The sequence below is a fragment of the Snodgrassella sp. ESL0323 genome, from assembly GCF_013346865.1.
GTDB lineage: Bacteria > Pseudomonadota > Gammaproteobacteria > Burkholderiales > Neisseriaceae > Snodgrassella > Snodgrassella alvi.
The window spans coordinates 92,580-115,072 of sequence record NZ_JAAEDT010000023.1 but is presented as its reverse complement, the minus strand read 5'-3'; the positions used below and the strand labels follow the sequence as shown (position 1 = coordinate 115,072).

Below are 22,493 nucleotides of genomic sequence, written 5' to 3'. Positions count from 1 at the left end.
CAGAATATATTTTCTTAATTCCTAACAGAGGCGAACAATTATCAGCAGGGGGATTAACTTTTCTGCCGAATATGCTATTGTTCGAATAGCAGCCGGTATAAAGCCATTTGCCTGACTGCTGATTCTGATAACTGGTATGGTTACCAGATTTTTTATGATAAAAATATTTAGCAGGAAAAACTTATGCAGCTACAGCTGAATTCTGTTGGTACACCTTTATTCTATGGTGTATTTATTGTGATTGTCATTGTGATGATTGCAATTGATATGCTTACATTGAAAAAAGAGGGAGTGCATCGGGTTAGTACCAAAGAAGCTTTGCTATGGACAACAGTCTGGATTACTGTCTCTCTCGGATTTGCTGCCTGGCTGTATTTTGAGCTGGCACATAATCCTGCCGCCGGTCCGGCTATAGCAGCAGATTCGGTGATGGATTTCCTGACAGGTTATGTTTTGGAAAAATCACTCTCAGTCGACAATATTTTTGTATTTATCCTGATATTCGGTTATTTCAAAGTGCCGGCTGAGTATCAGCATCGTGTTTTGCTGTACGGTGTACTGGGCGCTATTGTACTACGCGCCATTATGGTGGCTCTGGGTGCAGTACTGGTCAGCCGTTTTGAATGGGTATTGTATCTGTTTGGTGTATTCCTGCTTTATAGTGGAATTAAGCTGATGCTGCCTGAAAAGACGGAAGATAAAGGTCTGGCCGATAATCCGCTGATAGGCTGGCTGCACCGGCATATGCATGTTAGCGCGCAGTTAAACCGGGAAAAATTCTTTACCGTTGAAAACGGTCAGCGTATGGCAACTCCTTTGCTGCTTACGTTGATTGTGATTGAATTAAGTGATGTTGTTTTTGCTGTTGACAGTATTCCGGCAGTATTTGCTGTCACCACTGACCCGTTTATAGTTTTTACTTCCAATATCTTTGCGGTACTGGGGCTGCGTGCGATGTATTTTTTACTTGCTAATGTAGTAGAAAAATTTATCTATCTGAAATACGGGCTGGCTGTGGTTTTAACTTTTATTGGCGGCAAAATGCTGGTGGCCAAATGGTGGCATATTCCTTCTTTTGCTTCACTGACTGTCGTGTTTAGTGCCTTAATGATTGCTATACTTGTTTCATGGTGGAAAACCAGACAACAACCATCAGCTTAATTAATAATAGGTGATATTTATTTAAACAGCCCGTTATCTGTTACTGCCATTAACCGGCAACAACAGATAACGGGCTGAAATTCGAAATTAGCTTAAAAACGATTAAGCTAATTTATTGATGATTTCGCTTACCCGTGCTACGTAGATTTTAACGGTTTCAATATCGCCGCGCGGAATTTCATCTACGCTGGAATCTGCCGGTGTTTGTATCAGTGCTCCTCCAGAGCCTCCGAGCACATTAATATCATTACGGTCTGCTTCTTTGTTATTGGCCGGTAACAGCCCCAGACTTACCCAGATACCGCCGTGCTGTGCGGCCAGTGTTTGCATCCAGATAAGCGTAACCTGTTTGTCACCGTTAAAACTGGCACTATTGGTAAATCCGCCAAATACTTTATTTTGCCAAGCGCGCTCTGCCCACAGTCCTGAAGTGGCATCAGCAAATTTTTTGAATTGCCAGGGTACATTGCCCATATAAGTAGGTGCGGCAAAAATAATCCCTTTGGCGTCGTGAAGCTGTTGCCACTGATCATTGTCCAGATCACCATTAGCATCAATTTCAACCAGTACTGCATCGGTATCTGCAGCGGCTGCTTCAGCTATTTTACGAGTATGTCCGTAACCGGAAAAAACCACTATCGCCAGTTTACTCATTTGTACATCCTTATGAATAATTAAATGTTAAAACAGTTTATGCGTGCTGTGCTGCTACTGCAAGAGAGTTTCAGGAAACAAAAATTTCGATTATTGCCTGCGAAGAAATTATTGAGTGATGGATTATTATCCTTACACATACCAGTTGCTATGGTATTTAGCTAATGCACTAAGACAGCATGCTTGAATTTGTTAGTTTACGGTACGCTTGCTGTTGTGGTAAATTATTGTTAAACTCAATTAATACATAATCATGCTAGAGTGATAACAGACAGGAAAATTAATGTTGCCGGTAGCCTCTGTATCAGGCTTACAAAAGATAATTAACAGCGGCAGCACACATCAGGCACACAACCATTTCTTCATAGTAAACACTGTAATTGTTTCAGAACCTGCCCGTACCGGCGGCACACCAAAAATAGCCAACAGGGCAGTAACCGTGGTGTAACTTTTACTCATGAGAGGTAATTATATGGCGTACGCTAGTACCAATCCTTATACCGAGCAACAGGTAAAGGCATTTTCTGATACTACCGATATTGAGCTGGAAGCAGCATTAAATCATGCTGATGCCGCTTTCCATCAGTGGAAAACTACTACATTTGCCCAGCGTGCGCGTATTCTGCAAAACGCTGCGGATATTCTGCGGGCTAATATTGAAGAATATGCCAGTTTACTCACACTGGAAATGGGTAAACTGTTTAGTGAAGCTAAAGCAGAAACTGAGCTTTCAGCACAGATTCTTGAATATTATGCAGTTAATGCTGAACGGCAGCTTCAGCCGGAAGTGTTACCGGTTACATCCAATAAAGGTAATCGTGCCCGTATTGAATTTGCTCCGCAGGGTATTATTCTGGCTGTTGAGCCATGGAACTTCCCTTATTACCAGATAGCACGTATTGCAGCCCCGCAACTGGCTGCCGGTAATGTGATTGTGCTGAAACATGCTTCTAATGTACCTCAGTGTGCAGCGAAAATGGAGGCGATGTTTCTTCAGGCCGGTTTAATGGCCGGTGCTTTCCAGAATCTCTATCCAACTCATGCTCAACTGGCCAAAATCATTGCAGATCCGCGTGTACGCGGTGTAGCGCTGACTGGCTCTGAAAGTGCCGGTGCCATTGTTGCCGCTCAGGCCGGAGCCGCAGTGAAAAAATGTACCCTTGAACTGGGTGGTGCAGATGCGTTCATCGTACTTAATGACGCAGATATCGAAAAAGCAGCTAAATGGGCTGTCTTCGGACGTCACTGGAATGCTGGTCAGGTATGTGTCAGTGCCAAGCGTATTATTGTAGAAGATGGTGTATACGACCGTTTCCTGAGTTTGTATCGTCAGGGTGTGCAGCAATTGCGCATGGGTGATCCGATGGATGCAGCCACAACACTGGCTCCGCTGTCTTCACGCTCAGCCGTTACTGGTTTACAGCAGCAGCTGGATGAAGCAGTTAAGCTCGGTGCGCACGCTGAGGAAATCCCGCTGGACATGCCTGCTCAGGGCTGTTTCTTCCGGCCAGTTATTCTGACCAATATTCAGCCGGATAATCCGGCACGTCACTGGGAATTCTTTGGTCCGGTTTCTTCAATTTACCGTGCTAAAGATGCAGCACACGCTATCGAGATTGCTAACGATAGCCCGTACGGATTAGGCGGATCTATCTTTACTGCTGACGAAGAACGCGGTGCACAGCTGGCTCAGCAGATTGATACCGGTATGGTATTTATTAATCATCCAACCATGGTAAAAGCTGACTTACCTTTCGGTGGTGTGAAACGTTCCGGATTCGGACGTGAATTACTGGATCTGGGCTTAAAAGAATTTGTTAATGCTAAGCTGGTAAGTATTGCCGATATTGACGGTGAATTCTAAGCAGAGCAAATAAAGCAAAACAGGGCTGACAGTGTGCAGCCCTGTTTTTTTATTTTCGGCTGTCAGTAAATTAATTTTTTTCTTTATTTTCTCCATTGTGGTTAGCAATCTGTTTTTCGGTTCAGTAAAGTGTTTACCTGGAGAGACATATACGTTACTGAAATGTAATATATATGTAGCATTATGCTAAATTCCGGCTATTGTGTTCTGCTGACAATATTTTCTCAGGTAAAGTGGTGATATCGAGTTTTTATGCATTATCTGATTGATAATAATATTTTATTTCACCATGATGAGCATAAATGTGTACCAGTGATTGAACAGGAGGCCGTATGTTAACCATTATCGCTGCACCCACCAGTCAGGACTTTGCTAATCCGCGCCTGAGTGAAAAGTATACTCAGCCACAGTTTCTTAAACAGAGCGAACAGTTAGTACATTATTGCCGTCAGCTAAGTGTGAAACAGCTGGAAGAATTGATGCACATCAGCCCGCATCTGGCTGAGCTTAATCAGCAGCGTTTTCGTGACTGGCATACGCCATTTACCCCTGATAATGCTTTACAGGCGGTTTTTGCCTATAGTGGTGATATCTACACCAGACTGAAAGTCAGTGATTTATCCCTGCATGAACTGGATTATATGCAAACCGCCGTATGTATTCTTTCCGGTTTGTACGGCATATTGCGTCCGCTGGATTTAATCCAGCCCTACCGCCTGAGCATGAATGTACGTCTGGAGAATCCTAAAGGTATTAATTTGTATCATTTCTGGCATGAAACCCTGACCAGCCATTTGAATCAAATAGAAACTGAAACCATCATTGATTTAGCTTTTGATAATTATTTCAAAGCAATAGATAAGGATAAACTTAAAGCACAGGTAATTAAACCGGTTTTTCTGGATGAAAAAGCGGGTAAATACATGAATGTTAATGCTTATGCGAAAGAAGCCATGGGATTGATGACTCGCTTTATTGTACGCAATAAACTGCACTCACCTAAAATGCTGCATGAATTCAATGAGCATGGTTACCAGTTTGCTGCACATGAATCAAGTGAGGATGAACTGGTGTTCAAACGTTCAGAAAAAACAGCTCAGCAATACCGTAATTAGGCATATTATTCAGTATAGCTGTACAAAAGTTGCAAAAAAAGCAGAGCAAGTACATAAAAATGTGGTAGTTGTAGCAAAATTAGGTACAATCGCCGCTTTTACCATCGCAAAGGTGTAACCATGTCTGAATCAACCCCAATCTGCCCGCAATGTGCCAGCGAACAAAATTATTTTGATGGTAGCTTTACTGTCTGTCTGGAATGCGGACACGAATGGGATGCTGCTAGCAATACCGGTTCATCACAAGAGCTTGATGTTAAAGACAGTAACGGTAATCCGTTGTCGACTGGTGACGACGTTATTCTGATTAAAGACCTTAAGCTTAAAGGTAGCAGCACTGTTCTGAAAAAAGGTGCCAAAGCTAAAGGTATTCGTCTGGTTGAAGGCGATCATGAAATTGATTGCAAAATTGACGGCATGAAAATCATGCTTAAAGCGTGCTTTGTGAAAAAGGCCTGATATTTTTTCAAAGAGATACGTACACAAAACCCACCATGTCTGCCAATTTTTAATTGTAGATAGGGTGGGTTTTGATCTGTGGATAACTAAGTTATCCACATACAGGCGCCAATATGCTCTAATTATTGTCAGAAGTTAACCTCGGATCAACGACTGCATAGATGCGGTTGTCCAGAACACTGGCACTTATTCTTTGCATAATGACATTAGCCAGTTCAGTACGATGAATAAAACCATGTACCTCCTGCTGATAAAAACATTTACCTGTGCCAGTAACGTCACCATTAGACAAACCGCCCGGACGCAGAATTTCATAATTCAGCTTACTGGTTTGCAGCCATACCTCTGCCAGAGATTTTTCCCGTACAGCATGCCCGAAAGCAGTTTTTGCGCGTTCAGACATAGTATGCCATGAGTCGCCGCAGCCCAGAGAGGTAACCAGCAGCATCCGGGAGATACCAGCTTGTTCAGCTGTATCAATAATCAGGCGCTGAGCCAGATAATGTGCGCCAGCTGATCCACCCAGAGTAGAGACAATTATGGTATTGGTGCCGGCAAGCCGGCATATTTCTTTGACACTGGATTCATCGGTAGCATCACCAACCACAGTCTGCACACCCTGCTGGTTTAATTCAGCGGCAAAAGCGGCATCGCGTACCAGTGCCGCACAGCGCCATTCAGATGATTGTTGTAATGCCAGCTGTAATACCTGATAGCCGGTGCCTTTTTTGGGGCTCACCCCGAACAATAATAGCGTTTTCATCAGTTTTTCCTTAGTCTGGACGGAAACGTTGAGCCAGAATTCTGAATTTATCTAATTGCTGTGCTTTTAATTGTCTTTGTTCATCACGTCCGACAAAAATTTTAAACATAGCTTCACCCTGACGGTTCAGAAAAATAATTCCCGCGGTAGCCATATGCATAAAACTGCGCTCAACAAAAGCGATATGTGCACAGTTTTCTGCCCGGATATGCCCACCGAATGCTTGCTTATGCTGCAAATTAAAATAACCGGCACCATATTTTCCAGCTGGCAGTTCACCGGAAAATTCAGCAATAATGTCCGGAGTGTGAACCAGAAAAGTAATTTCACCCCATGTAAGCACTTCCTGCCACACAGTATCAAATTGATTTCCGTCTGTCATCACTGCATCAGGCATGGCTTCAATTACTGCAGTTAAACTAGTCTGATATTGCCGGGCAATCTGTTCCAGCGTACCTTCCGGGTTACTTTGCATGAAAAGTTTAAGATTATTACTTGCAGACTGTTCAGTCATTCTTATTTCCTTAAATTAAAACTGTTTTGACGCTGAGATATTACGGAGCAGCGGTATGCCCTGGCGCGGATTTTCCGCTTTGGCGCATCTGCATCATTTTTTCCTGCCGCTCAAGATGTTCCGGATTATTCAAAGACAATAGTAATTGCTGCAAAGCCTGTAACAGATTGCTCGACCAGAAACGGCCTGATGGTGTTAGCAACAGACAGCGTGCATCATTGACGAGTAAACCCGCCTGCTGCCATTGTTCCAGTAACGGATCCAACAAGTGAGCCTGTGTTGTCAGTGCCGCTAAATCAACCCGACCCTGTTCTATACCAGCCTGAAGCTGATATAACCATTCTCCTAGTAAAGATTGGCCGGTAAGCATCATCAATGGCTTTTTGCCTTGTTTCAGCCGGGTATAGTACTCAGCCAGATCGCGTTGCAGCATAAATGACTGACCGCCCAGCCGGCCACCGGCACCGGAGCCAAATGCAAAGAAATCAGCACCCTGCTTAATTAGCAGATTATATAAATTTCGTTCACGTGTGGTTTTAGCCCAATGGCTGTTACTTAGCTGCATCCAGCCCTGCCGGCGTAAAAAAGCTTCACCCTGTAAATAAAAATGACATTTATCCGCTACTGAAGGTAATTCAAGTTGGCCGTTTTCCACCCGCTTAGCCAGCGGTGTGGAAGAGAGCAGATTTAGAGCATACAAATCCACACCATCCAGCGGCAGACCGGCAGCAAGTTCTAAATCTGTCTGCCAGCTCTGAGGCGTCTGCCCGGGTAATCCGAACATCAGATCGCACACCAGTGCTACACTGTCTTTAGCGGCAATCCGTTCAAATGTTTCTATAATCTGTTCACGTTTGGATAGGCGTCCGAGCTTCTGACGAATATTGGTATCGAAAGTCTGAATACCGATTGAAAACCGGTTTGCACCTGCTTCTATATAACTATCTGTACGTGCCTCATCGAAATCAGAAATTCGTCCTTCAATAGTAATTTCACAATCAGGTGCAAGAGGTAAAGACTGTTTCAGTAAACTGATTACCCGGGCTAGCTGACCGGCGGGCAGAGCGGATGGTGTACCACCTCCGAAATAAACCGCATGAATGGGTGCAGACTGTAATGCCGGATTGTTGATTTCCAGAGTGATTTCGGTTAGTAAAGCATTAATATATGCTTCAGTATCAAATTTGCGCAGCAGATTCTGGTAAAAACCACAAAACTGGCAGTGAGTATCACAAAAGGGGATATGAATATAAATCAGCCTTTTATTGCCGGTAAGTTTGGTTTGCTGTAATTGTTGCCATTGCTTTTCGATATCTTCCGCAGCCAGTGGCATACTTGCGCGTAATGGCATCACAGCCCAGCGATCCTGAAACGGTAAACCAGAACATGCAGCATAATAACGGCTTAAATCCAATGATTTCATAACACAGACATAAATTGAAAGCTGCAAGAATTAAATAATAATTATTATCATATGGCAATGGTTTTATGACCATGTATACTTAACAATATCCTGTTTATTGATACATATCAACAGACATGAATATGCCAATAAAAATGTTTATTCTGTAGAATAATTGTGTAAAAACTATTTTATGCGTGCCAGAATTCATCTATCAATGATTAAAGGTAAAAATTAGATGGATTAGTAAAAAGAAGAGAAGATGAAGCTAAATTTTGAGAAAAAGGATTATAGTAATGAAGAAAATTCTACTAATTATATTAATATTTATGAGTAACAATGTTTTTAGTGATAGTTTAATAGATAAAGTGAATAATGGTATGAATAAAGAAATAAAACATAATTCAACTATAATAGATAAATTATCTAAAATTCTTTTAAAAAAAATATTGATATTTTTCAGGAGGAATGGGAAAGTGAGTTGAATAAAAAATGTAACTGGGTACGTGATAATATTGATGTTTACCTCTGCGGTCAGGAGGATAGACTCAGTTATTCATTATGTTTACTTAGCGAACAAAATTCTTTTATTAATGAATTAATTTTATTGATATATCATAAAAAGATACCAGTAAATATTAAATTACAAAAATACATCACTAAAATTCCAGAGCAAAAACAATATAATATTTATTTCAATCTATTAACAGAGAAATATGCTTCAAAATTTTGCAACACATTTTATACTTCAACAGATATTAATGATTGTATGAATCGTTTCCTTTTAACTCAATATCAGCCCGAAGAATATGGATTTAAGCTTACAGTGGATAAGAGTTATCTATATGATTCTCCAAATTTAAAAAATAAAACAAAAATATATTTAATTAGGGAGGATAAAATCGAATTATTAAATTATAAAAATAACTTTTATGAGATCGAATATACAAAAAAAAAAAATAAGATAATTAAAAAATGGCTTCACTGTTCTGCTATTGATGCTTGTATTTCTGATTAATAAAATTAATCTTAAACGGCAAGAGAAATATTTAAAATAAATGTTTCTCTTGCAAACCTTAATTTAGTTGTTGCTAAAAATTATTTATTATCATCAAACGGTTATCTATGGGTAAAAAAATGCGGCTGAATCAGATGGGAGTGTGAATAAATTTATCTTTCTGAATTAAAGCTTTATAAGCCTAAAACTGAATTTATAAAAATCAATATTGATTAAAGTTCTGATTTTTGAATTAATTGAATTTATTAAATGGTAATTATATAAACTCTGTATTCTGACTATATATTTAATTGGCAGCAGGTTATCTTTATGGCTAAGCATTATTATTGAATATTCTGAAAATAAATAAAAATTTGATAATCTCAACAGTTAAAACAGGAAATAATAAAGAAAATACTGTATAGTTAACATTTGTAAATTTATTATTCATCCACCGGAAATAAATTATGCAACAAACCCAATATGTCCGGCAGATTACCGGATTGCTTATTGGTACCGCAGTTGGTGATGCAATAGGGCTGGCTCGTGAAGGTATTGCTCCTAAGCGAGCCAGACGTATGTTTGGCGATAAAATTCAGCACAACCTGATTGTTACTCCATGGGGGAGAATAGGGTTATGCAGTGATGATACTGAGCATGCAGCGATGGTGGCACAATGTCTGCTGAGCTGTAAGCTGAATCCGAAGGATTTTAGTGGCCGGCTGGGCAGAGGCATGAGGCGATGGTTTCTGACCATGCCGGCCGGTTTGGGTATGGCTACTTTAAAAGCCTGCCTGAAATTGTGTCTGGGTATAAATCCGGCTAAAAGCGGTAATAATTCTGCCGGTAACGGAGCGGCTATGCGTGCACCGGTTATAGGCTGGTTTTTTGCCGGTAATCCAGACATCATGCGTGAATGTATTCATGCAGCTACCATCATAACTCATACTGATCCGCGTGCTGAAGAAGGCGCATGGGTGATTGCCATGGCTGCCGGTTATGCCAGCCGGCAGCAGTCTGAGGTGTCTGCTGACAGTTTCTTTGCTGAGATTATGCCTGCGCTAAGCGGAGAGCAGCTTATCAGTCACTTGCAACTGGCTCAGCAGAAACTTAAGCAGCAGGCTCAATTGCATGATTATCTGCTGGCGCTGAAACTGGAAAAAAAAGGGATTACTGGCTATATCAACAATACCGTGCCTGCTGTTATCTATGCATGGCTGCGCTATTATGGTGATTACGAACAAACCGTCAGTGCATTAATACATGCGGGCGGGGATACTGATACCACGGCAGCCATTGCCGGCGCTCTTGCCGGGATTTATGCGGGCGAAGCAGGTATTCCGGAACAATGGCTGCAAGGTGTGAAAGAATGGCCAATGAGTATGAATTATCTACGTAAACTCTCGGTGGCACTCGCTGACAGAAAACATCATCCGAAACAGATTATCAGTCTGAAACAGCCACCATATGTTTTCTTATTATGCAGAAATATACTTTTTTTCTGCATAATCATGTTGCATGGTTTCAGACGGCTGTTACCGCCCTTCTAAATTATTAAAAATTAATACTCTTGTTCTTGATAAAAACTTATAACTATAAAAATATCTTTAAAATTCAATAAATAAGCCACCTTAAAGGTGGCTTATTATATAAAATTAATCAATATTTAAATTATGATGGTATTTTAACCTTATAAATAGAAATCAATGTTTAGTTAGGTAAAGCAAAAAACTAACAACTCTGCTGTAGTTATGCAGTAGGGGCTTTTAATGTAGTTAAAGAATTAAAAGACATATACTGGATATTTATTCTACAGTCACCGATTTCGCCAGATTTCGGGGTTTATCTACATCAGTGCCGCGAGCCAGTGCGGTGTGGTAGGCCAGTAGCTGTACCGGTATGGTGTGTACAATCGGGGAAAGTACGCCCATATGGCGCGGGGTACGGATAACGTGTACGCCTTCATCGGCGCTGAATTCGCTGTCCAGATCGGTGAATACAAAGAGCTCGCCGCCGCGTGCGGCTACTTCCTGCATATTGGCTTTAACTTTCTCGAGCAGGCTGTCATTAGGTGCAATCACCACTACAGGCATATTCTGGTCTACCAGTGCCAGCGGACCGTGCTTAAGCTCACCGGCGGGATAAGCTTCGGCATGAATATAGGTAATCTCTTTAAGTTTCAGAGCACCTTCAAGGGCGATGGGGTAATGAATGCCGCGGCCTAGAAACAGTGCGTTATTTTTAGCGGCAAACTGATTTGCCCAGCCGGCAATTTGCGGTTCGAGATTAAGTACATGCTGCACGCTGCCGGGAAGCAGGCGCAGCTCATTAGTATATTGCTCTTCTTCTTCAGGGGTAACCAGTCCGCGCATTTTGCCCAGTGTTACCGCCAGTCCGAACAATGCCACAAGCTGAGTCGTAAAGGCTTTGGTAGAGGCTACACCAATTTCGGCACCGGCGCGGGTATACAGTACCAGTTCACTTTCACGCGGCAGAGCCGATTCCATTACATTGCAAATAGAAAGGCTGTGCTGCATGCCCAGTGACTGGGCATATTTAAGCGCTTCCATGGTATCAAGTGTTTCGCCAGACTGAGAAATCGTGATGACCAGCTGTTCCGGGTCGGCAATAACTTTGCGGTAGCGGTATTCACTGGCAATTTCGACGTCTGTCGGTATTTGCGCAATGGCTTCCAGCCAGTAACGGGCAGTGAGTGCGGAGTAGTAGGAGGTACCGCAGGCAAGAATTTTAATGTTACGGATTCGCTCAAAGATGCCGGCAGCACTGGCGCCAAAGTTTTCTGGCTCAAAGCCGCCTACCAGAAATACTTCGGCGGTATCGGTGATGGCTTTGGGCTGTTCGTGAATTTCTTTTTGCATGAAATGGCTGTACAACCCCAGTTCGAGCGAAGCTAAGGACAGTTCAGACATTTTGATTTCACGTTCTGCCGGCTGATCGTGTTTGTCGAGCAGAATATCAATGCCTTGTGTGGATAGCTGAACAAGGTCGCCATCTTCAAGAAAGACAACACGACGGGTATAAGCAATAACGGCGGAAACATCGGAAGCGATAAAGCTTTCATTTTCACCCAACGCCACTAACAGCGGACAGCCCATACGCGCAGCTACAAGTTTATCGGGATTATCTCTGGCAATAACGCCGATGGCATAGGCACCCTGAAAACGTTTGCAGGCAGTTTGTACCGCCTGAAACAGGTTGCCGGTGCTGGTGTGGGTATATTCGTAATGGATGCTGTGAGCGATGACTTCCGTATCAGTTTGGGATGTGAATTCGTAACCCAGTGCTTGTAGCCGGCTGCGCTCACTTTCAAAATTTTCGATAATGCCATTATGAACAATGGCAATCATATTGTTAGAAATGTGCGGATGAGCGTTGGGTTCAGTAACACCACCGTGTGTTGCCCAGCGGGTGTGACCAATGCCCAATCTGCCCTTGAGTCCGGCAGCCTGAGCGGCTTCTTCCATAAATTTAACGCGGCCGACACGGCGTACGCGCTCAATACCGTTCGGTGTCCATACGGCAATGCCGGAAGAGTCATATCCGCGGTATTCCAGCCGTTCCAGACCGCTGGTAAGAAATTCTACTACGTTATTCTGTGCGCGAATGGCGCCAACTATGCCACACATGGTTTATCCTTTTTCAACAGGCATGGTTGCAATGCAATTACGGTTTTTTTACCTGGCTGGAATGCGGCTATTGCGGTTTGCGGGTTATGCCGTGCTGATTCCAGTTTATGTGTATCGTCTGCCTGATGATGCTGTTTCAGTTTTATTTGAAATGAAGATTGTAATGGAAAAGGCGGATTTGTACAGTAAACTTTGTTTACAGCCTGCTGTACAAACAGACAGATATGTTTATGCTAATGGTTTTCAGGATGATGTTGGGGAGGTAAATTATCTTTATATATCAGATATTTTATTCATTTGTTCTGTGGGTGTCATTAAGTATCTGGTTTAGGGATATGTTAGTGGTATTGATTTATGCCGGCAAATTGTTAATGTGTTTTCACCTGAAAAGACAGTTCTGCATCCAGGTAAGTCAGATTTGAAATTTTTGCTGGTTCAGGCTAAGCGGCTAATCGGAATGGTTCTGTCTGTGCCGGTGACGGCCTGATAAATTTTTCTGGCACCTTCAGGACAAATAAAGCAGTCGCTGCATTTACTTTGCTGACAGGAAGGCTGGTAAGGACCTATCTGGCGGATGATCCCTTTTCTGAGCCAAAAATTAAGCATCTGCTCCATGGCACTTTCCTGCACCTGAAAATGGCGGGACAAATCCTGCAGGCTGGCTTGTCCGATAGTGATAAGGTAGTCACGAATGGCAGTGATAAGCATATCCGGTAGTCCTTTATCTGGGTTGGCTGATGGTTTGTTCCTGCTGTATGAATAACTTAATACAAACAGATAGTGATGATTTTGCAAATATCACTATCTGTTCAGGTAAATAAGTTTTGGTAATTAGTAAAAATGCCTGATTACTCAGTGACAGCAGCTACTTTTGCTGTGCGGGCAGTTTTTCATGGTTATCTGGCAAGTCTGACGCCGGCTGCCGATAAATTTCATACTGCAAACAACAAGAATAAACAGGCAGACTACTCCGCCAATCCAGTATGCGGCACTGGTACTGTGACTAAGCTGGTGGTACTGGTAGTAAATGGTGGCACAGCTCCAGCCGGTAAAGAATGTCCAGCCGGCTACAAACAGCATCCAGCGTCCACCGGCTTCGCGGTAAATGGTGCCTAGAGCAGCCGCACACGGTGTATATAGCAGGATGAATATGAGATAGGCCATTGCGGCAGCACTACTGCCGAAAGAGGTTTCCAGTTTGGTTACTGTGCGTCCGGTCATGTCCATATCCTGCTGTACGCTGTCAGCACTCTGATTCAGCGCACTAAACCCCAGAGGATCGAGAAAGGAACCGGCCAGTTCGTTTAAGTTGGCTGGTATGGTGTTCAGGGCTTTGATGACACCGGCCTGAAAATTAAAGGTTTCTTCTCCGCCATCCTCTTCCGCTTTCATAGAGTACAGGGAGTTGAGGGTGGCAATGACGGCTTCTTTGGCAAAGATACCGGTAAATATACCTACCGTAGCCGGCCAGTTTTGTTCATTGATACCCATAGGTGTGAATACTGGGGTAACTTTCTGACTGGCAACCGACAGTACAGACTGGCTGCTGTCATTGTGGCCGAATGATCCGTCGCTACCCAGTGAGTTAAGTAGGCTAAGAATGGTTACCATGAGTACGATGGCCTGTCCGGCACGGAAAATAAATCCTTTCAGACGTGACCATGTCAGGTAAAGCATGCCGCGCAATGTGGGCAAACGATAAGCGGGCATTTCCATAATAAAAGGGGTAATGTCACCGGGCAGCAGGGTGTGCTTGAGAATAATACCGGTAAGAATGGCAACACCGATACCGAGCAGATAAAGGATAAAAACCACGGTTGAGGCGTTTTCAGGAAAAAACAAAACAGCAAACAGGGTGTAAACCGGCAGTCTGGCACCACAGGACATAAAAGGTATCATGCTGATAGACATGAGACGGTCACGGGCGCAGTCCAGTGTGCGGGTACCCATAATGGCGGGTACACCACAGCCGAAACCGACCAGCATAGGAACAAAGGCTTTGCCCGGCAGACCAATGGCGCGCATGCCGCGATCGACTACCATTGCAGCACGCGCCAGATAGCCGGAATCTTCGAGAAATGACAGGCACAGAAACATGGCTGCAATAACCGGAATGAATGTGGCCACTGTTTGAATACCACTGCCGATTCCGTTGGCCAGAATAGCAATCAGCCACTCGGGAGAGCCGAGTCTGGTGAGCAGGGCGGAGAAGCCATCGACAAATATGGTGCCAAAGAGGATGTCGAAAAAATCGATAAATACAGAGCCGAATTTAACCGCTACCATAAACATCAGGTACATGACGAACAGAAAAAACGGGATGCCGGTATAGCGGCCCAGGGTAATACGATCAATTTTATCGGATAAGGACAGATTTGCTTCACGCGGCTTTTCAATTACAGAGCGGCTTAGCTTATCGATGGCATCATAACGGGCACTGGCAAGGGCAACGTCGATTTCATGGTTACACCAGTCGGACAGGGCATCACGGCATTGTTGCAGGATATGCTTTTCAGTTTCAGTAAGAGAAACGGGGTTCTGTTTAAGTAATAATTCGATCAGCGACCACTGGTCGAGCTGGTGTACGGCACTATCGGCCGGAAGCTGAGCCAGATAGTTGCGGATAATGGTGCTTTGTTTGCTACCAAGAGTATCCAGCTCGGGATGGGCAGCTACAGGGTTGGTGATGGCCTGTGCAATTGCCTGTTTGAGTTGCGGTATTCCGGTTTTTCGCGCAGCGGAAATAGCGATAACCGGACAGCCAAGCTGTTTGCTCAGTGTGCTGATGCTAATATTTTCCCCTATGTTATGCAGGGCATCGATCATGTTGAGAACCACCAGCATTGGCCGTTTGAGGTCAAGCAGCTGGAAAGTCAGGTACAGACTGCGTTGCAGATTAGTGGCGTCGATAATGTTGATTATCAGGCTGTCTGGTTCATTGAGAACAAACTCACGCGCAATCATTTCATCTTGAGAAGCAGCTATGTCGAGATTTTCTATGGCATAGGTACCGGGCAGGTCGATGATTTCTACCTGTTGCTGGTTTATCTGGATACTGCCGGTTTTGCGTTCTACAGTTACCCCAGGCCAGTTTCCTACCTGCTGGCGTGAACCGGTAAGCGCATTGAAAAGCGTACTTTTGCCGCTATTGGGATTGCCGATTAATGCTATTTTCATTGTGTTGCCTCAACTACGCCGATGGCTTGTGCTTCACTGCGCCGCAGGCATAGGTAAAATCCGCGGGTTTTGATTTCCAGCGGATCGCCTAATGGTGCTGTACGGATTACGGTAACGTGGCTGCCGGGCGTAATGCCCATGGCTAACAGACGCCGGCGGAAGGGCAGAGATTCGGGCAACAGTCGGGTTATAACTGCCGGCTGACCAAACGGTAGTTGATCAAGAGTAAGTATTGGCACTGCGGTTGACCTTCAGTAGTAGGTAAGGTGTCTTTGTTATTATTGGGAATCATTTTTATTGTGCATGATATTACTTTTGCCTGTTAATTTGCTTGTATGAATGGCTAAGAGAAAATGCTTTATTCAGTTATTTTGTAAAGAATATAGTGAATAAAGTGATTATTTTGCGAATTATAATTATTTTGTGTATTTTTTAAACGTAGATATGTAATGCTTTTGATTAAAGTATGGCGGGTTTGGTCAAACAGATGTAAAGGTGGGAAAGATTAGTGAATACAGATAATCAGCCCGGCAGGCAGGATAACACTGGCGGGCTGATAAAGAGATTATTTTTCGTTGTTTTTTTCTGGTCGCTGCCATTCTGACAAAGTTGTCTGGCGACTGCGTGACAGTGTCAGTTTGTCTGGCGGACAGTTTCTGCTCAGAGTACTGCCGGCACCGGTAGTGGCACGGTCACCTATAGTGATGGGCGCAATAAGCATATTGCCGGAACCGATGCGGACATGATTGCCAATGGTAGTACGGTATTTGTTAACTCCGTCATAATTACAGGTGATGGTACCGGCGCCAATGTTGCTGTTTTCGCCAATAGTGGCATCGCCCAGATAGGTAAGATGATTGGCTTTGCTGCCATAGCCAATGTTGCTGTTTTTAACTTCGACAAAATTACCGATATGCACTGCGTCACCAATCTGTGCCTGCGGTCGCAGACGTGCAAACGGACCAACCCGGGCATCGCTGCCAATATTGCAGTTTTCCAGATGGGAATTGGGGTGAATGATGGTACCGGAGCCGATGGTGGCGTTTTTAATCACACAATTGGCACCAATGGAAACGTTGTCACCGAGATCTACATTTCCTTCCAGAATGACATTAATGTCGATTATTACGTCTTGTCCGTGGGTTAGCTGTCCGCGTAAGTCGAAACGGGCAGGGTCACGCAGGGTTACGCCAGCCTGAAGCAGTGCTGTAGCCTGCTGCTGTTGCAGGATGCGCTCCAGCTGTGCCAGTTGCAGTTTGTTATTAACGCCGGCTGCCAGCCATGATGCACGCACTTGCAGCGGATGAACGGGAATATTGTCCTGTTGGGCCAGTGCAATGACATCAGTCAGGTAGTATTCTTGCTGACTATTGTTATTTTGCAACGCATTGAGCCATTGGGTCAGCTGACAATTGGGCAGTACAAAGATACCGGTATTGGTTTCGCAAATGGCTTTTTCCTCTGCGTTGGCATCTTTTTCTTCGACAATGGCGACAACATTGCCATGTTGACGGATGATGCGGCCATAGCCGGCCGGATTGTCGAGAACGTCTGTCAGTAATCCTACGTCTTTACCGGCAGTGCTGAGTAATTCTTCCAGTGTTTGCTGATCGATAAGGGGTACATCGCCATACAGAATCAGAGTGCGTCCGCTGTCGGATAAATGTGGCAGAGCCATTTTGACTGCATGGCCGGTACCCAGTTGCTGGTCTTGTTCCACCCAGCACACGTCTGCCTGAATTCGTTCCCGTACCAGCTCTTTGCCGTGACCAATAACGACGGTGATATTGTCCGGATGCAGACTCTGTGCGGTATTAATAACACGTTCCAGCATGCTGATACCGCCGATTTCATGCAAAACTTTGGGCAGGCGTGAATACATCCGGGTACCTTTGCCGGCTGCAAGGATGACGATATTTAAGGGTGAATTAGCCATAAATTTGTATATATTAAGATGTGAAAACGGGCTGTCGGTAATCTGGCATGATTCCGGCAGCCCTGTACTGATGTATCTGAATTATTCGGCACTACTGTTTGAATCTGACCAGTGTGTGTGTGCCGGTAATTTTTCGTCTGCATCCCCTACAGTGGGTTTCATCACGTGCGGTTCGGGGCGCATGCTGTTATAGCGCATATTGTGTGAGTAGGTGCCATCCTGATAAACCACACGTGTACCCGGTTCATATTTCTGGCGCAGTTTTGTCTGTCCGCTGGCATCCTGATAGGTTTCCCATGTGCAGCCACTGATGGCCAGTAGACCGCAAATTAAACAGATTCCGGCACGCATGGTGTTGTCCTTTGAGGTTAGTCGTTTGTACAGGGATATTGTAGAGAATTTGTGTGCCTGCGTATAGTTGCTTTATAACAGAGACGGGGCAATCTGTAGCAGACTGTGCATATCCGGTACAGCCGCATCGATTCCGGTAGCCGGATGGCTGTGTGTTCCGAACCATACTGTTCGCATGCCCAGTGTATGTGCTGTTTTCAGATTGGACAGGCTATCGTCTACCATAATGCATTGCTCAGGGCGGATATGCAGCTGCCGGCACAGACTGTGGTAAGCATGCGGATGAGGTTTGTAAAGCATTTGTACATTATCAGTACCAAACAGGGCATGGAAATGTGATTCAATTTGCATGGTACTGATCAGTGCCTGTACATAATGGCTGGGACCATTGGAAAAAACGACTTTATAGCCGGGCAAATGGGTCAGAGTATGCTGTATTTGCGGCACTGGCTGCAACAGAGGCAAAATTTGTTCCAGCGGGTGACATGCCAGCAGAAATTCCTGAAGATTGATTTCCGGATGGTGTTTTTGCAGTCCGGCCAGTGTAGCGCCATAATCCTGCCAGTACTGCTGACGCAGCCGGGAAGCGGCAATATCGTCGATATTCAGGGTGGTGGCTATATAGGCTGTCATGTGCTGATTGATAATACCGAATATGCCTGCATCAGCCTGATGCAGGGTATTGTCGAGGTCAAATAGCCAGTAATGAGTTGTCATGATTTGTAAGATGGCGTCAGATTTTTACTATAAACGTCTAAAACGGGTATGATTGTATATGAAGAATACCTAATGATTTTAATGGCAGGAGACCGGAATGAAAGCAGGTAAGTGGTTAATCGGAGTGCTATGTCTGTTACTCAGTATGGTTGCACAGGCACAGACAGAAGTACGTCTGGCTGTACATGATTCATTTGCTTTACCTAAAAATGTTCTGGCTCAGTTTGAGCATGATAATAATGTGAAACTGACTGTGATTAAAGTCGGTAGCGGAAATGAAATGCTCAACAAGCTGATTTTAACTCGTGCTAAACCGATTGCTGATGCAGTATATGGTCTGGATAACAGTAATATTGCCAAGGCTCAGCAGTTTAAACTGTTTGCTCAGGCACAGCCGTCTGGCCGTCCGGTTAATGTTTCTCTGCCGCAGGCTCTGGCAGTGGATTACGGCTATATTACGATTAATTATGATAAAGCATGGTTTCAGAAACATGGCAAAGCTGTGCCGCGCTCGCTGGAAGAACTGGCCAGCCCAGCTTACCGCGATTTACTCGTTGTGCCCAGCCCGGCCACTTCAAGTGTGGGACTGGGTTTTCTGCTGGCGAATATTGGCGGCTTAGGAGAGCAGGGCACCTGGCAATGGTGGGCTAAAATGCGCCAGAATGGTGTAAAAGTGACTAAAGGCTGGAGTGAAGCTTATTACACTGAATTTACCTTGAACGGAGGCAGCCGACCGATGGTGGTAAGCTATGCTTCCAGTCCGATAGCAGAAGTTTATTATGGTAAGGGTAAATACAAAACACCGCCAACTGCCGATTTACGCTTTAAAGGGGCAGTGTTCCGCCATATCGAAGGTGCTGCGGTGCTGAATCATGCCAGTCAGCCTGCACTGGCCGCTAAACTGGTGCAATATTTGCAAAGCAATCAGGTACAGAATGCCATTCCGACATCCATGTGGGTTTATCCGGCTGTAAAAGGCGTGTCTTTGCCGCCGGTATATGCTCATGTAAAAATTCCGACTACAGTAACGCAGCCAAGTATGGCTGATATGGCAGCTAAGCAGCAAAGCTGGGTTAAACAATGGGTAAAGGTAGTGCAGCGCTGAACAAATAACCTGTACTGTCGCCATGCGGCTGTTTATTGCGGCCGGAGTAAGAAATAAAAACAGGGCATGGGTATGCCCTGTTTGGTTATACAAATACTGAATCTGAGGTAATCGTCTGGTAAATAAAGATGTAAACGGTATTGGGATGAAAGTTATCAGTTTCGGGCAAAAATTGCTGCCGGTGCTGTTTTCATTACTGCCGCTGTTTTTTTTGCTGGCTGTGGTGCTGTTACCATTGCAGGCAATGCTGCAACAAACGGATGCAGACAGTTTCCGTATGGTGTGGCAGGACGAATATATGCGTCGCTTACTGGGCTGGACAGCTTCACAGGCTGCTATCAGCAGCGTGCTGACGTTGTTGCTGGGTGTACCGGTAGCATGGATAGTTACCCGTTTGCAGTTTAGCGGCCGAAACTGGGTACTGCGTTTGCTGATGCTGCCGTTTGTAATCCCCACCTTGGTAGCTGGCGTGGGTATTCTGGCATTGTTTGGAGCACAGGGTTTATTGTGGCGCGGCTGGGAAGGTACGCCATGGTTATTGTTATACGGTAATGTATTTTTTAATCTGCCGGTAATGGTACGTGCCGGCTATCAGGGTTTGTGTCAGGTACCAGCAACACGTATGTATGCGGCACAGACACTGGGTGCCGGAACGTGGCAGCGTTTTGTCAGGATTGAAATTCCGCAGATGCTGCCATGGCTGGCCGGTGGTATGTGTCTGGTGTTTTTGTATTGTTTTTCCGGATTTGGTCTGGCTTTATTGCTTGGCGGTGAGCATTACATTACGCTGGAAGTGCAGATTTATCAGCTGATAGCTTATGAGCTGGATATGGCACAGGCGGGCGTGCTGGTGTTGTGGGTACTGGCCACAACTTTTCTGTCCGCTATTATATATGCGGTTCTGAGTAGATATTCTGCTCAGAAGGCAGTGATACAGATGTTGCCGCCGCAATTGCCAACAACCGGGCAGAAAGCCGGACTGGTAATGGCTTTGCTGCTGTTGCTGGGGTGTTGTGTGCTGCCGCTGCTGGCTGTGTGCTGGCGTGCTTTGCTGGCTGGCAGTTCATGGCTGGTATTACTGGAAAGTACAACGTGGCAGGCAGTACTGAATACTTTAAGCTTTACTTTAATGGCAATCATGCTGGCATTACTGCTGGGTTTTTTGCATGCTGCGCTGGCAAAGCGGCTGATGTGGGTGCGCAGTCTGACATTTTTACCATTTATGGTATCACCAGTATGTGTGTCATTCGGGCTGTTGTTGTGTTATCCCGGCTGGACAGCATCATTAAGTATGCTGATATGTACGTATGCGTTGCTGGCTTATCCGTTTATTACTAAGGATGTACTGGCCGCATGGGACAGTTTGCCTGACAGTTATACACAGGCTGCGCGTACACTCGGTGCCGGCCGCATGCAAGTATTGCTGTATGTTATTGTGCCCCTGTTACGACCGGCTTTGCAGCGCGGGCTGGCGCTGGCTGCGGCTACCTGTATCGGTGAGTTTGCGGCTACGCTGTTTCTGTCGCGGCCGGAATGGCAGACGCTGACTACACTGATTTATCATTATCTGAGTACCGCCGGACGGGATAATTATGACCGTGCGATGGTGCTGACCTTGCTGCTGATGATGCTGACCATGCTGATATTTGCGTTAGTGGAATGGAGTAAGGACAAAAAGGAAACGCATCTATGCTGAGCTGGCAACAAATTAATAAAAAATTTTCCGAAAAAGTTGTTGCCGCGGATTTAAGTCTGGAGGTGGCCGACGGTCAGCTGGTGGCGGTACTGGGAGAAAGCGGCAGCGGTAAATCAACTTTGCTGAATATGGCTGCCGGTCTGGTACAACCTGATAGCGGCAATATTTTTATTAACAAAGAAAATATAACTTTTTTATTGCCGGAACAGCGCCGTATCGGGCTGATGTTTCAGGATTATGCTTTATTGCCGCATCTGAATGTGTGGCAAAACGTGGCTTTCGGACTGCGTATGCACGGGGTAAGCAAACCGCAAGCACAACAGCAGGCCATGCAAATGCTTGCCGAGGTGGGGCTGTCTGAAGCAGCTGCCCGGCAGGTAGATGTATTATCCGGCGGAGAGCAGCAACGGGTGGCACTGGCCAGAGCACTTGTTCTGCAACCGCAGGCATTGTTGCTGGACGAACCATTTTCAGCACTGGATACAACATTGCGTGCCAGTTTGCAGCAATTAACTGTGCGTTTATTGCGTCAGCAAAAATGTCCGGCTGTACTGGTTACTCACAGCCCGCTGGAGGCTTTTGCGCTGGCTGATCGTATTTGTCTGCTCAGGCATGGCCGCTGGATACAGCAGGGTACCGCTGTACAATTGCTGGCACGACCGGCTGATGCATGGGCTGCGCGTTTACTGGGTTGTGATAATGTCAGCGATGTTTGTTACATTCCGCAAAACGCTCTGCAATATGATCCTGAAAACGGAACACAGGTACAGGTAACAGAAGTATGTTTAACAGCCAGATCATATGATGTACAGTTGCTGCATCCTCAATACGGAATATTACGCTGGTGGCTGCCGCTGCATTACGCTGTGCAGGCAGGAGACTGGCTGCCATTAACGGTGCAACATCAACAAATTGTTTTCTTTCAGTAATACAGT

22 protein-coding genes are annotated in these 22,493 nt (G+C 44.9%); 11 read left to right on the top strand and 11 right to left on the bottom strand.

Features of this window, described 5'->3' with window-relative positions; genetic code table 11:
* Window positions 1-183 precede the first annotated feature (183 nt).
* Window positions 184-1,161, top strand: a complete 978-nt coding sequence (locus GY065_RS10895) for a TerC family protein (RefSeq protein ID WP_279037952.1) — start codon at window positions 184-186, stop codon at window positions 1,159-1,161.
* A 102-nt stretch (window positions 1,162-1,263) separates the two neighbouring features.
* Here the strand turns inward: GY065_RS10895 and GY065_RS10890 are convergent, their stop codons facing one another.
* The gene (locus GY065_RS10890) at window positions 1,264-1,815 is read right to left on the bottom strand and encodes a flavodoxin family protein (RefSeq protein WP_174834129.1); all 552 of its coding nucleotides are present in this window, start codon (window positions 1,813-1,815) and stop codon (window positions 1,264-1,266) included.
* Between the two features lie 283 nt (window positions 1,816-2,098).
* On the opposite strand from GY065_RS10890, the gene GY065_RS10885 reads away from it, so the two are divergent.
* The 4 genes from GY065_RS10885 to GY065_RS10870 all read left to right on the top strand — a co-directional run bounded on the left by GY065_RS10885 (window position 2,099) and on the right by GY065_RS10870 (window position 5,253).
* Window positions 2,099-2,263 carry a hypothetical protein gene (locus GY065_RS10885; RefSeq protein ID WP_174834128.1) on the top strand — a complete coding sequence of 55 codons (165 nt, stop codon included), beginning with the start codon at window positions 2,099-2,101 and terminating at the stop codon, window positions 2,261-2,263.
* Between the two features lie 24 nt (window positions 2,264-2,287).
* A complete protein-coding gene (locus GY065_RS10880; protein ID WP_025331533.1) occupies window positions 2,288-3,679 on the top strand; it encodes an NAD-dependent succinate-semialdehyde dehydrogenase in 1,392 nt (463 codons plus the stop codon).
* Between the two features lie 332 nt (window positions 3,680-4,011).
* Complete coding sequence (gene yaaA, locus GY065_RS10875) at window positions 4,012-4,794, top strand: peroxide stress protein YaaA (protein WP_174834127.1); 783 nt, start codon at window positions 4,012-4,014, stop codon at window positions 4,792-4,794.
* A gap of 120 nt (window positions 4,795-4,914) precedes the next feature.
* The gene (locus GY065_RS10870; RefSeq protein ID WP_025331531.1) at window positions 4,915-5,253 is read left to right on the top strand and encodes a zinc ribbon domain-containing protein YjdM; all 339 of its coding nucleotides are present in this window, start codon (window positions 4,915-4,917) and stop codon (window positions 5,251-5,253) included.
* A 118-nt stretch (window positions 5,254-5,371) separates the two neighbouring features.
* Here GY065_RS10870 and GY065_RS10865 read toward each other — a convergent pair whose 3' ends face one another.
* The 3 genes from GY065_RS10865 to hutW are packed head-to-tail and all read right to left on the bottom strand — an operon-like array spanning window position 5,372 to window position 7,953.
* The gene (locus GY065_RS10865; RefSeq protein ID WP_174834126.1) at window positions 5,372-6,016 is read right to left on the bottom strand and encodes an NAD(P)H-binding protein; all 645 of its coding nucleotides are present in this window, start codon (window positions 6,014-6,016) and stop codon (window positions 5,372-5,374) included.
* 10 nt (window positions 6,017-6,026) lie between these two features.
* Window positions 6,027-6,530 carry a heme utilization cystosolic carrier protein HutX gene (gene hutX / locus GY065_RS10860; RefSeq protein ID WP_202984086.1) on the bottom strand — a complete coding sequence of 168 codons (504 nt, stop codon included), beginning with the start codon at window positions 6,528-6,530 and terminating at the stop codon, window positions 6,027-6,029.
* 40 nt (window positions 6,531-6,570) lie between these two features.
* A complete protein-coding gene (hutW, locus tag GY065_RS10855) occupies window positions 6,571-7,953 on the bottom strand; it encodes a heme anaerobic degradation radical SAM methyltransferase ChuW/HutW (protein ID WP_174834125.1) in 1,383 nt (460 codons plus the stop codon).
* 460 nt (window positions 7,954-8,413) lie between these two features.
* Here hutW and GY065_RS10850 point away from each other — a divergent pair, with 460 nt between their 5' ends.
* Both GY065_RS10850 and GY065_RS10845 read left to right on the top strand, forming a co-directional pair.
* Window positions 8,414-8,950 carry a hypothetical protein gene (locus tag GY065_RS10850; RefSeq protein WP_174834124.1) on the top strand — a complete coding sequence of 179 codons (537 nt, stop codon included), beginning with the start codon at window positions 8,414-8,416 and terminating at the stop codon, window positions 8,948-8,950.
* Window positions 8,951-9,396: 446 nt separating this feature from the next.
* Window positions 9,397-10,479, top strand: a complete 1,083-nt coding sequence (locus GY065_RS10845) for an ADP-ribosylglycohydrolase family protein (protein ID WP_174834123.1) — start codon at window positions 9,397-9,399, stop codon at window positions 10,477-10,479.
* Window positions 10,480-10,734: 255 nt separating this feature from the next.
* On the opposite strand, the gene glmS is transcribed toward GY065_RS10845, so the two are convergent.
* The gene (glmS, locus tag GY065_RS10840) at window positions 10,735-12,576 is read right to left on the bottom strand and encodes a glutamine--fructose-6-phosphate transaminase (isomerizing) (protein WP_174834122.1); all 1,842 of its coding nucleotides are present in this window, start codon (window positions 12,574-12,576) and stop codon (window positions 10,735-10,737) included.
* On the opposite strand from glmS, the gene GY065_RS10835 reads away from it, so the two are divergent.
* Entirely contained in the window at window positions 12,566-12,907 is a 342-nt protein-coding gene (locus tag GY065_RS10835) for a hypothetical protein (RefSeq protein WP_174834121.1), read from the top strand. The genes glmS and GY065_RS10835 overlap by 11 nt on opposite strands.
* A gap of 104 nt (window positions 12,908-13,011) precedes the next feature.
* Here the strand turns inward: GY065_RS10835 and GY065_RS10830 are convergent, their stop codons facing one another.
* From GY065_RS10830 to GY065_RS10805, 6 genes are all read right to left on the bottom strand, one after another.
* Window positions 13,012-13,284 carry a FeoC-like transcriptional regulator gene (locus GY065_RS10830; RefSeq protein WP_100115984.1) on the bottom strand — a complete coding sequence of 91 codons (273 nt, stop codon included), beginning with the start codon at window positions 13,282-13,284 and terminating at the stop codon, window positions 13,012-13,014.
* 144 nt (window positions 13,285-13,428) lie between these two features.
* Window positions 13,429-15,753, bottom strand: a complete 2,325-nt coding sequence (feoB, locus tag GY065_RS10825) for a Fe(2+) transporter permease subunit FeoB (RefSeq protein ID WP_174834120.1) — start codon at window positions 15,751-15,753, stop codon at window positions 13,429-13,431.
* Window positions 15,750-15,992 (bottom strand): FeoA family protein, encoded by a 243-nt coding sequence (locus tag GY065_RS10820; RefSeq protein ID WP_051506485.1) that lies wholly within the window; start codon window positions 15,990-15,992, stop codon window positions 15,750-15,752. The genes feoB and GY065_RS10820 overlap by 4 nt, the downstream gene beginning before the upstream one ends.
* 326 nt (window positions 15,993-16,318) lie before the next feature.
* The gene (gene glmU, locus GY065_RS10815; protein WP_174834119.1) at window positions 16,319-17,689 is read right to left on the bottom strand and encodes a bifunctional UDP-N-acetylglucosamine diphosphorylase/glucosamine-1-phosphate N-acetyltransferase GlmU; all 1,371 of its coding nucleotides are present in this window, start codon (window positions 17,687-17,689) and stop codon (window positions 16,319-16,321) included.
* An 81-nt stretch (window positions 17,690-17,770) separates the two neighbouring features.
* Window positions 17,771-18,040: a hypothetical protein gene (locus GY065_RS10810; RefSeq protein ID WP_025331518.1), complete on the bottom strand. Its 270-nt coding sequence runs from the start codon at window positions 18,038-18,040 to the stop codon at window positions 17,771-17,773.
* A gap of 72 nt (window positions 18,041-18,112) precedes the next feature.
* Entirely contained in the window at window positions 18,113-18,757 is a 645-nt protein-coding gene (locus GY065_RS10805; RefSeq protein ID WP_084562505.1) for a pyrimidine 5'-nucleotidase, read from the bottom strand.
* Between the two features lie 97 nt (window positions 18,758-18,854).
* Here GY065_RS10805 and GY065_RS10800 point away from each other — a divergent pair, with 97 nt between their 5' ends.
* The 3 genes from GY065_RS10800 to GY065_RS10790 all read left to right on the top strand — a co-directional run bounded on the left by GY065_RS10800 (window position 18,855) and on the right by GY065_RS10790 (window position 22,487).
* Window positions 18,855-19,862, top strand: coding sequence for a thiamine ABC transporter substrate binding subunit (locus GY065_RS10800; protein ID WP_037394268.1), 1,008 nt, complete (start codon window positions 18,855-18,857; stop codon window positions 19,860-19,862).
* A gap of 145 nt (window positions 19,863-20,007) precedes the next feature.
* A complete protein-coding gene (locus GY065_RS10795; RefSeq protein ID WP_174834118.1) occupies window positions 20,008-21,558 on the top strand; it encodes an iron ABC transporter permease in 1,551 nt (516 codons plus the stop codon).
* Window positions 21,552-22,487: an ABC transporter ATP-binding protein gene (locus GY065_RS10790; RefSeq protein WP_174834117.1), complete on the top strand. Its 936-nt coding sequence runs from the start codon at window positions 21,552-21,554 to the stop codon at window positions 22,485-22,487. Before GY065_RS10795 ends, GY065_RS10790 begins: the two co-directional genes overlap by 7 nt.
* Window positions 22,488-22,493: the final 6 nt, after the last annotated feature.

What these genes read in the sequence shown, in the direction of transcription:
- GY065_RS10895 (WP_279037952.1), top strand. Translation starts at nt 184, where the DNA reads ATGCAGCTACAGCTGAATTCTGTTGGTACACCTTTATTCTATGGTGTA.
- GY065_RS10890 (WP_174834129.1), bottom strand. Translation starts at nt 1,815, where the DNA reads ATGAGTAAACTGGCGATAGTGGTTTTTTCCGGTTACGGACATACTCGT.
- GY065_RS10885 (WP_174834128.1), top strand. Translation starts at nt 2,099, where the DNA reads ATGTTGCCGGTAGCCTCTGTATCAGGCTTACAAAAGATAATTAACAGC.
- GY065_RS10880 (WP_025331533.1), top strand. Translation starts at nt 2,288, where the DNA reads ATGGCGTACGCTAGTACCAATCCTTATACCGAGCAACAGGTAAAGGCA.
- yaaA (WP_174834127.1), top strand. Translation starts at nt 4,012, where the DNA reads ATGTTAACCATTATCGCTGCACCCACCAGTCAGGACTTTGCTAATCCG.
- GY065_RS10870 (WP_025331531.1), top strand. Translation starts at nt 4,915, where the DNA reads ATGTCTGAATCAACCCCAATCTGCCCGCAATGTGCCAGCGAACAAAAT.
- GY065_RS10865 (WP_174834126.1), bottom strand. Translation starts at nt 6,016, where the DNA reads ATGAAAACGCTATTATTGTTCGGGGTGAGCCCCAAAAAAGGCACCGGC.
- hutX (WP_202984086.1), bottom strand. Translation starts at nt 6,530, where the DNA reads ATGACTGAACAGTCTGCAAGTAATAATCTTAAACTTTTCATGCAAAGT.
- hutW (WP_174834125.1), bottom strand. Translation starts at nt 7,953, where the DNA reads ATGAAATCATTGGATTTAAGCCGTTATTATGCTGCATGTTCTGGTTTA.
- GY065_RS10845 (WP_174834123.1), top strand. Translation starts at nt 9,397, where the DNA reads ATGCAACAAACCCAATATGTCCGGCAGATTACCGGATTGCTTATTGGT.
- GY065_RS10835 (WP_174834121.1), top strand. Translation starts at nt 12,566, where the DNA reads ATGCCACACATGGTTTATCCTTTTTCAACAGGCATGGTTGCAATGCAA.
- glmS (WP_174834122.1), bottom strand. Translation starts at nt 12,576, where the DNA reads ATGTGTGGCATAGTTGGCGCCATTCGCGCACAGAATAACGTAGTAGAA.
- GY065_RS10830 (WP_100115984.1), bottom strand. Translation starts at nt 13,284, where the DNA reads ATGCTTATCACTGCCATTCGTGACTACCTTATCACTATCGGACAAGCC.
- feoB (WP_174834120.1), bottom strand. Translation starts at nt 15,753, where the DNA reads ATGAAAATAGCATTAATCGGCAATCCCAATAGCGGCAAAAGTACGCTT.
- glmU (WP_174834119.1), bottom strand. Translation starts at nt 17,689, where the DNA reads ATGGCTAATTCACCCTTAAATATCGTCATCCTTGCAGCCGGCAAAGGT.
- GY065_RS10810 (WP_025331518.1), bottom strand. Translation starts at nt 18,040, where the DNA reads ATGCGTGCCGGAATCTGTTTAATTTGCGGTCTACTGGCCATCAGTGGC.
- GY065_RS10805 (WP_084562505.1), bottom strand. Translation starts at nt 18,757, where the DNA reads ATGACAACTCATTACTGGCTATTTGACCTCGACAATACCCTGCATCAG.
- GY065_RS10800 (WP_037394268.1), top strand. Translation starts at nt 18,855, where the DNA reads ATGAAAGCAGGTAAGTGGTTAATCGGAGTGCTATGTCTGTTACTCAGT.
- GY065_RS10795 (WP_174834118.1), top strand. Translation starts at nt 20,008, where the DNA reads ATGAAAGTTATCAGTTTCGGGCAAAAATTGCTGCCGGTGCTGTTTTCA.
- GY065_RS10790 (WP_174834117.1), top strand. Translation starts at nt 21,552, where the DNA reads ATGCTGAGCTGGCAACAAATTAATAAAAAATTTTCCGAAAAAGTTGTT.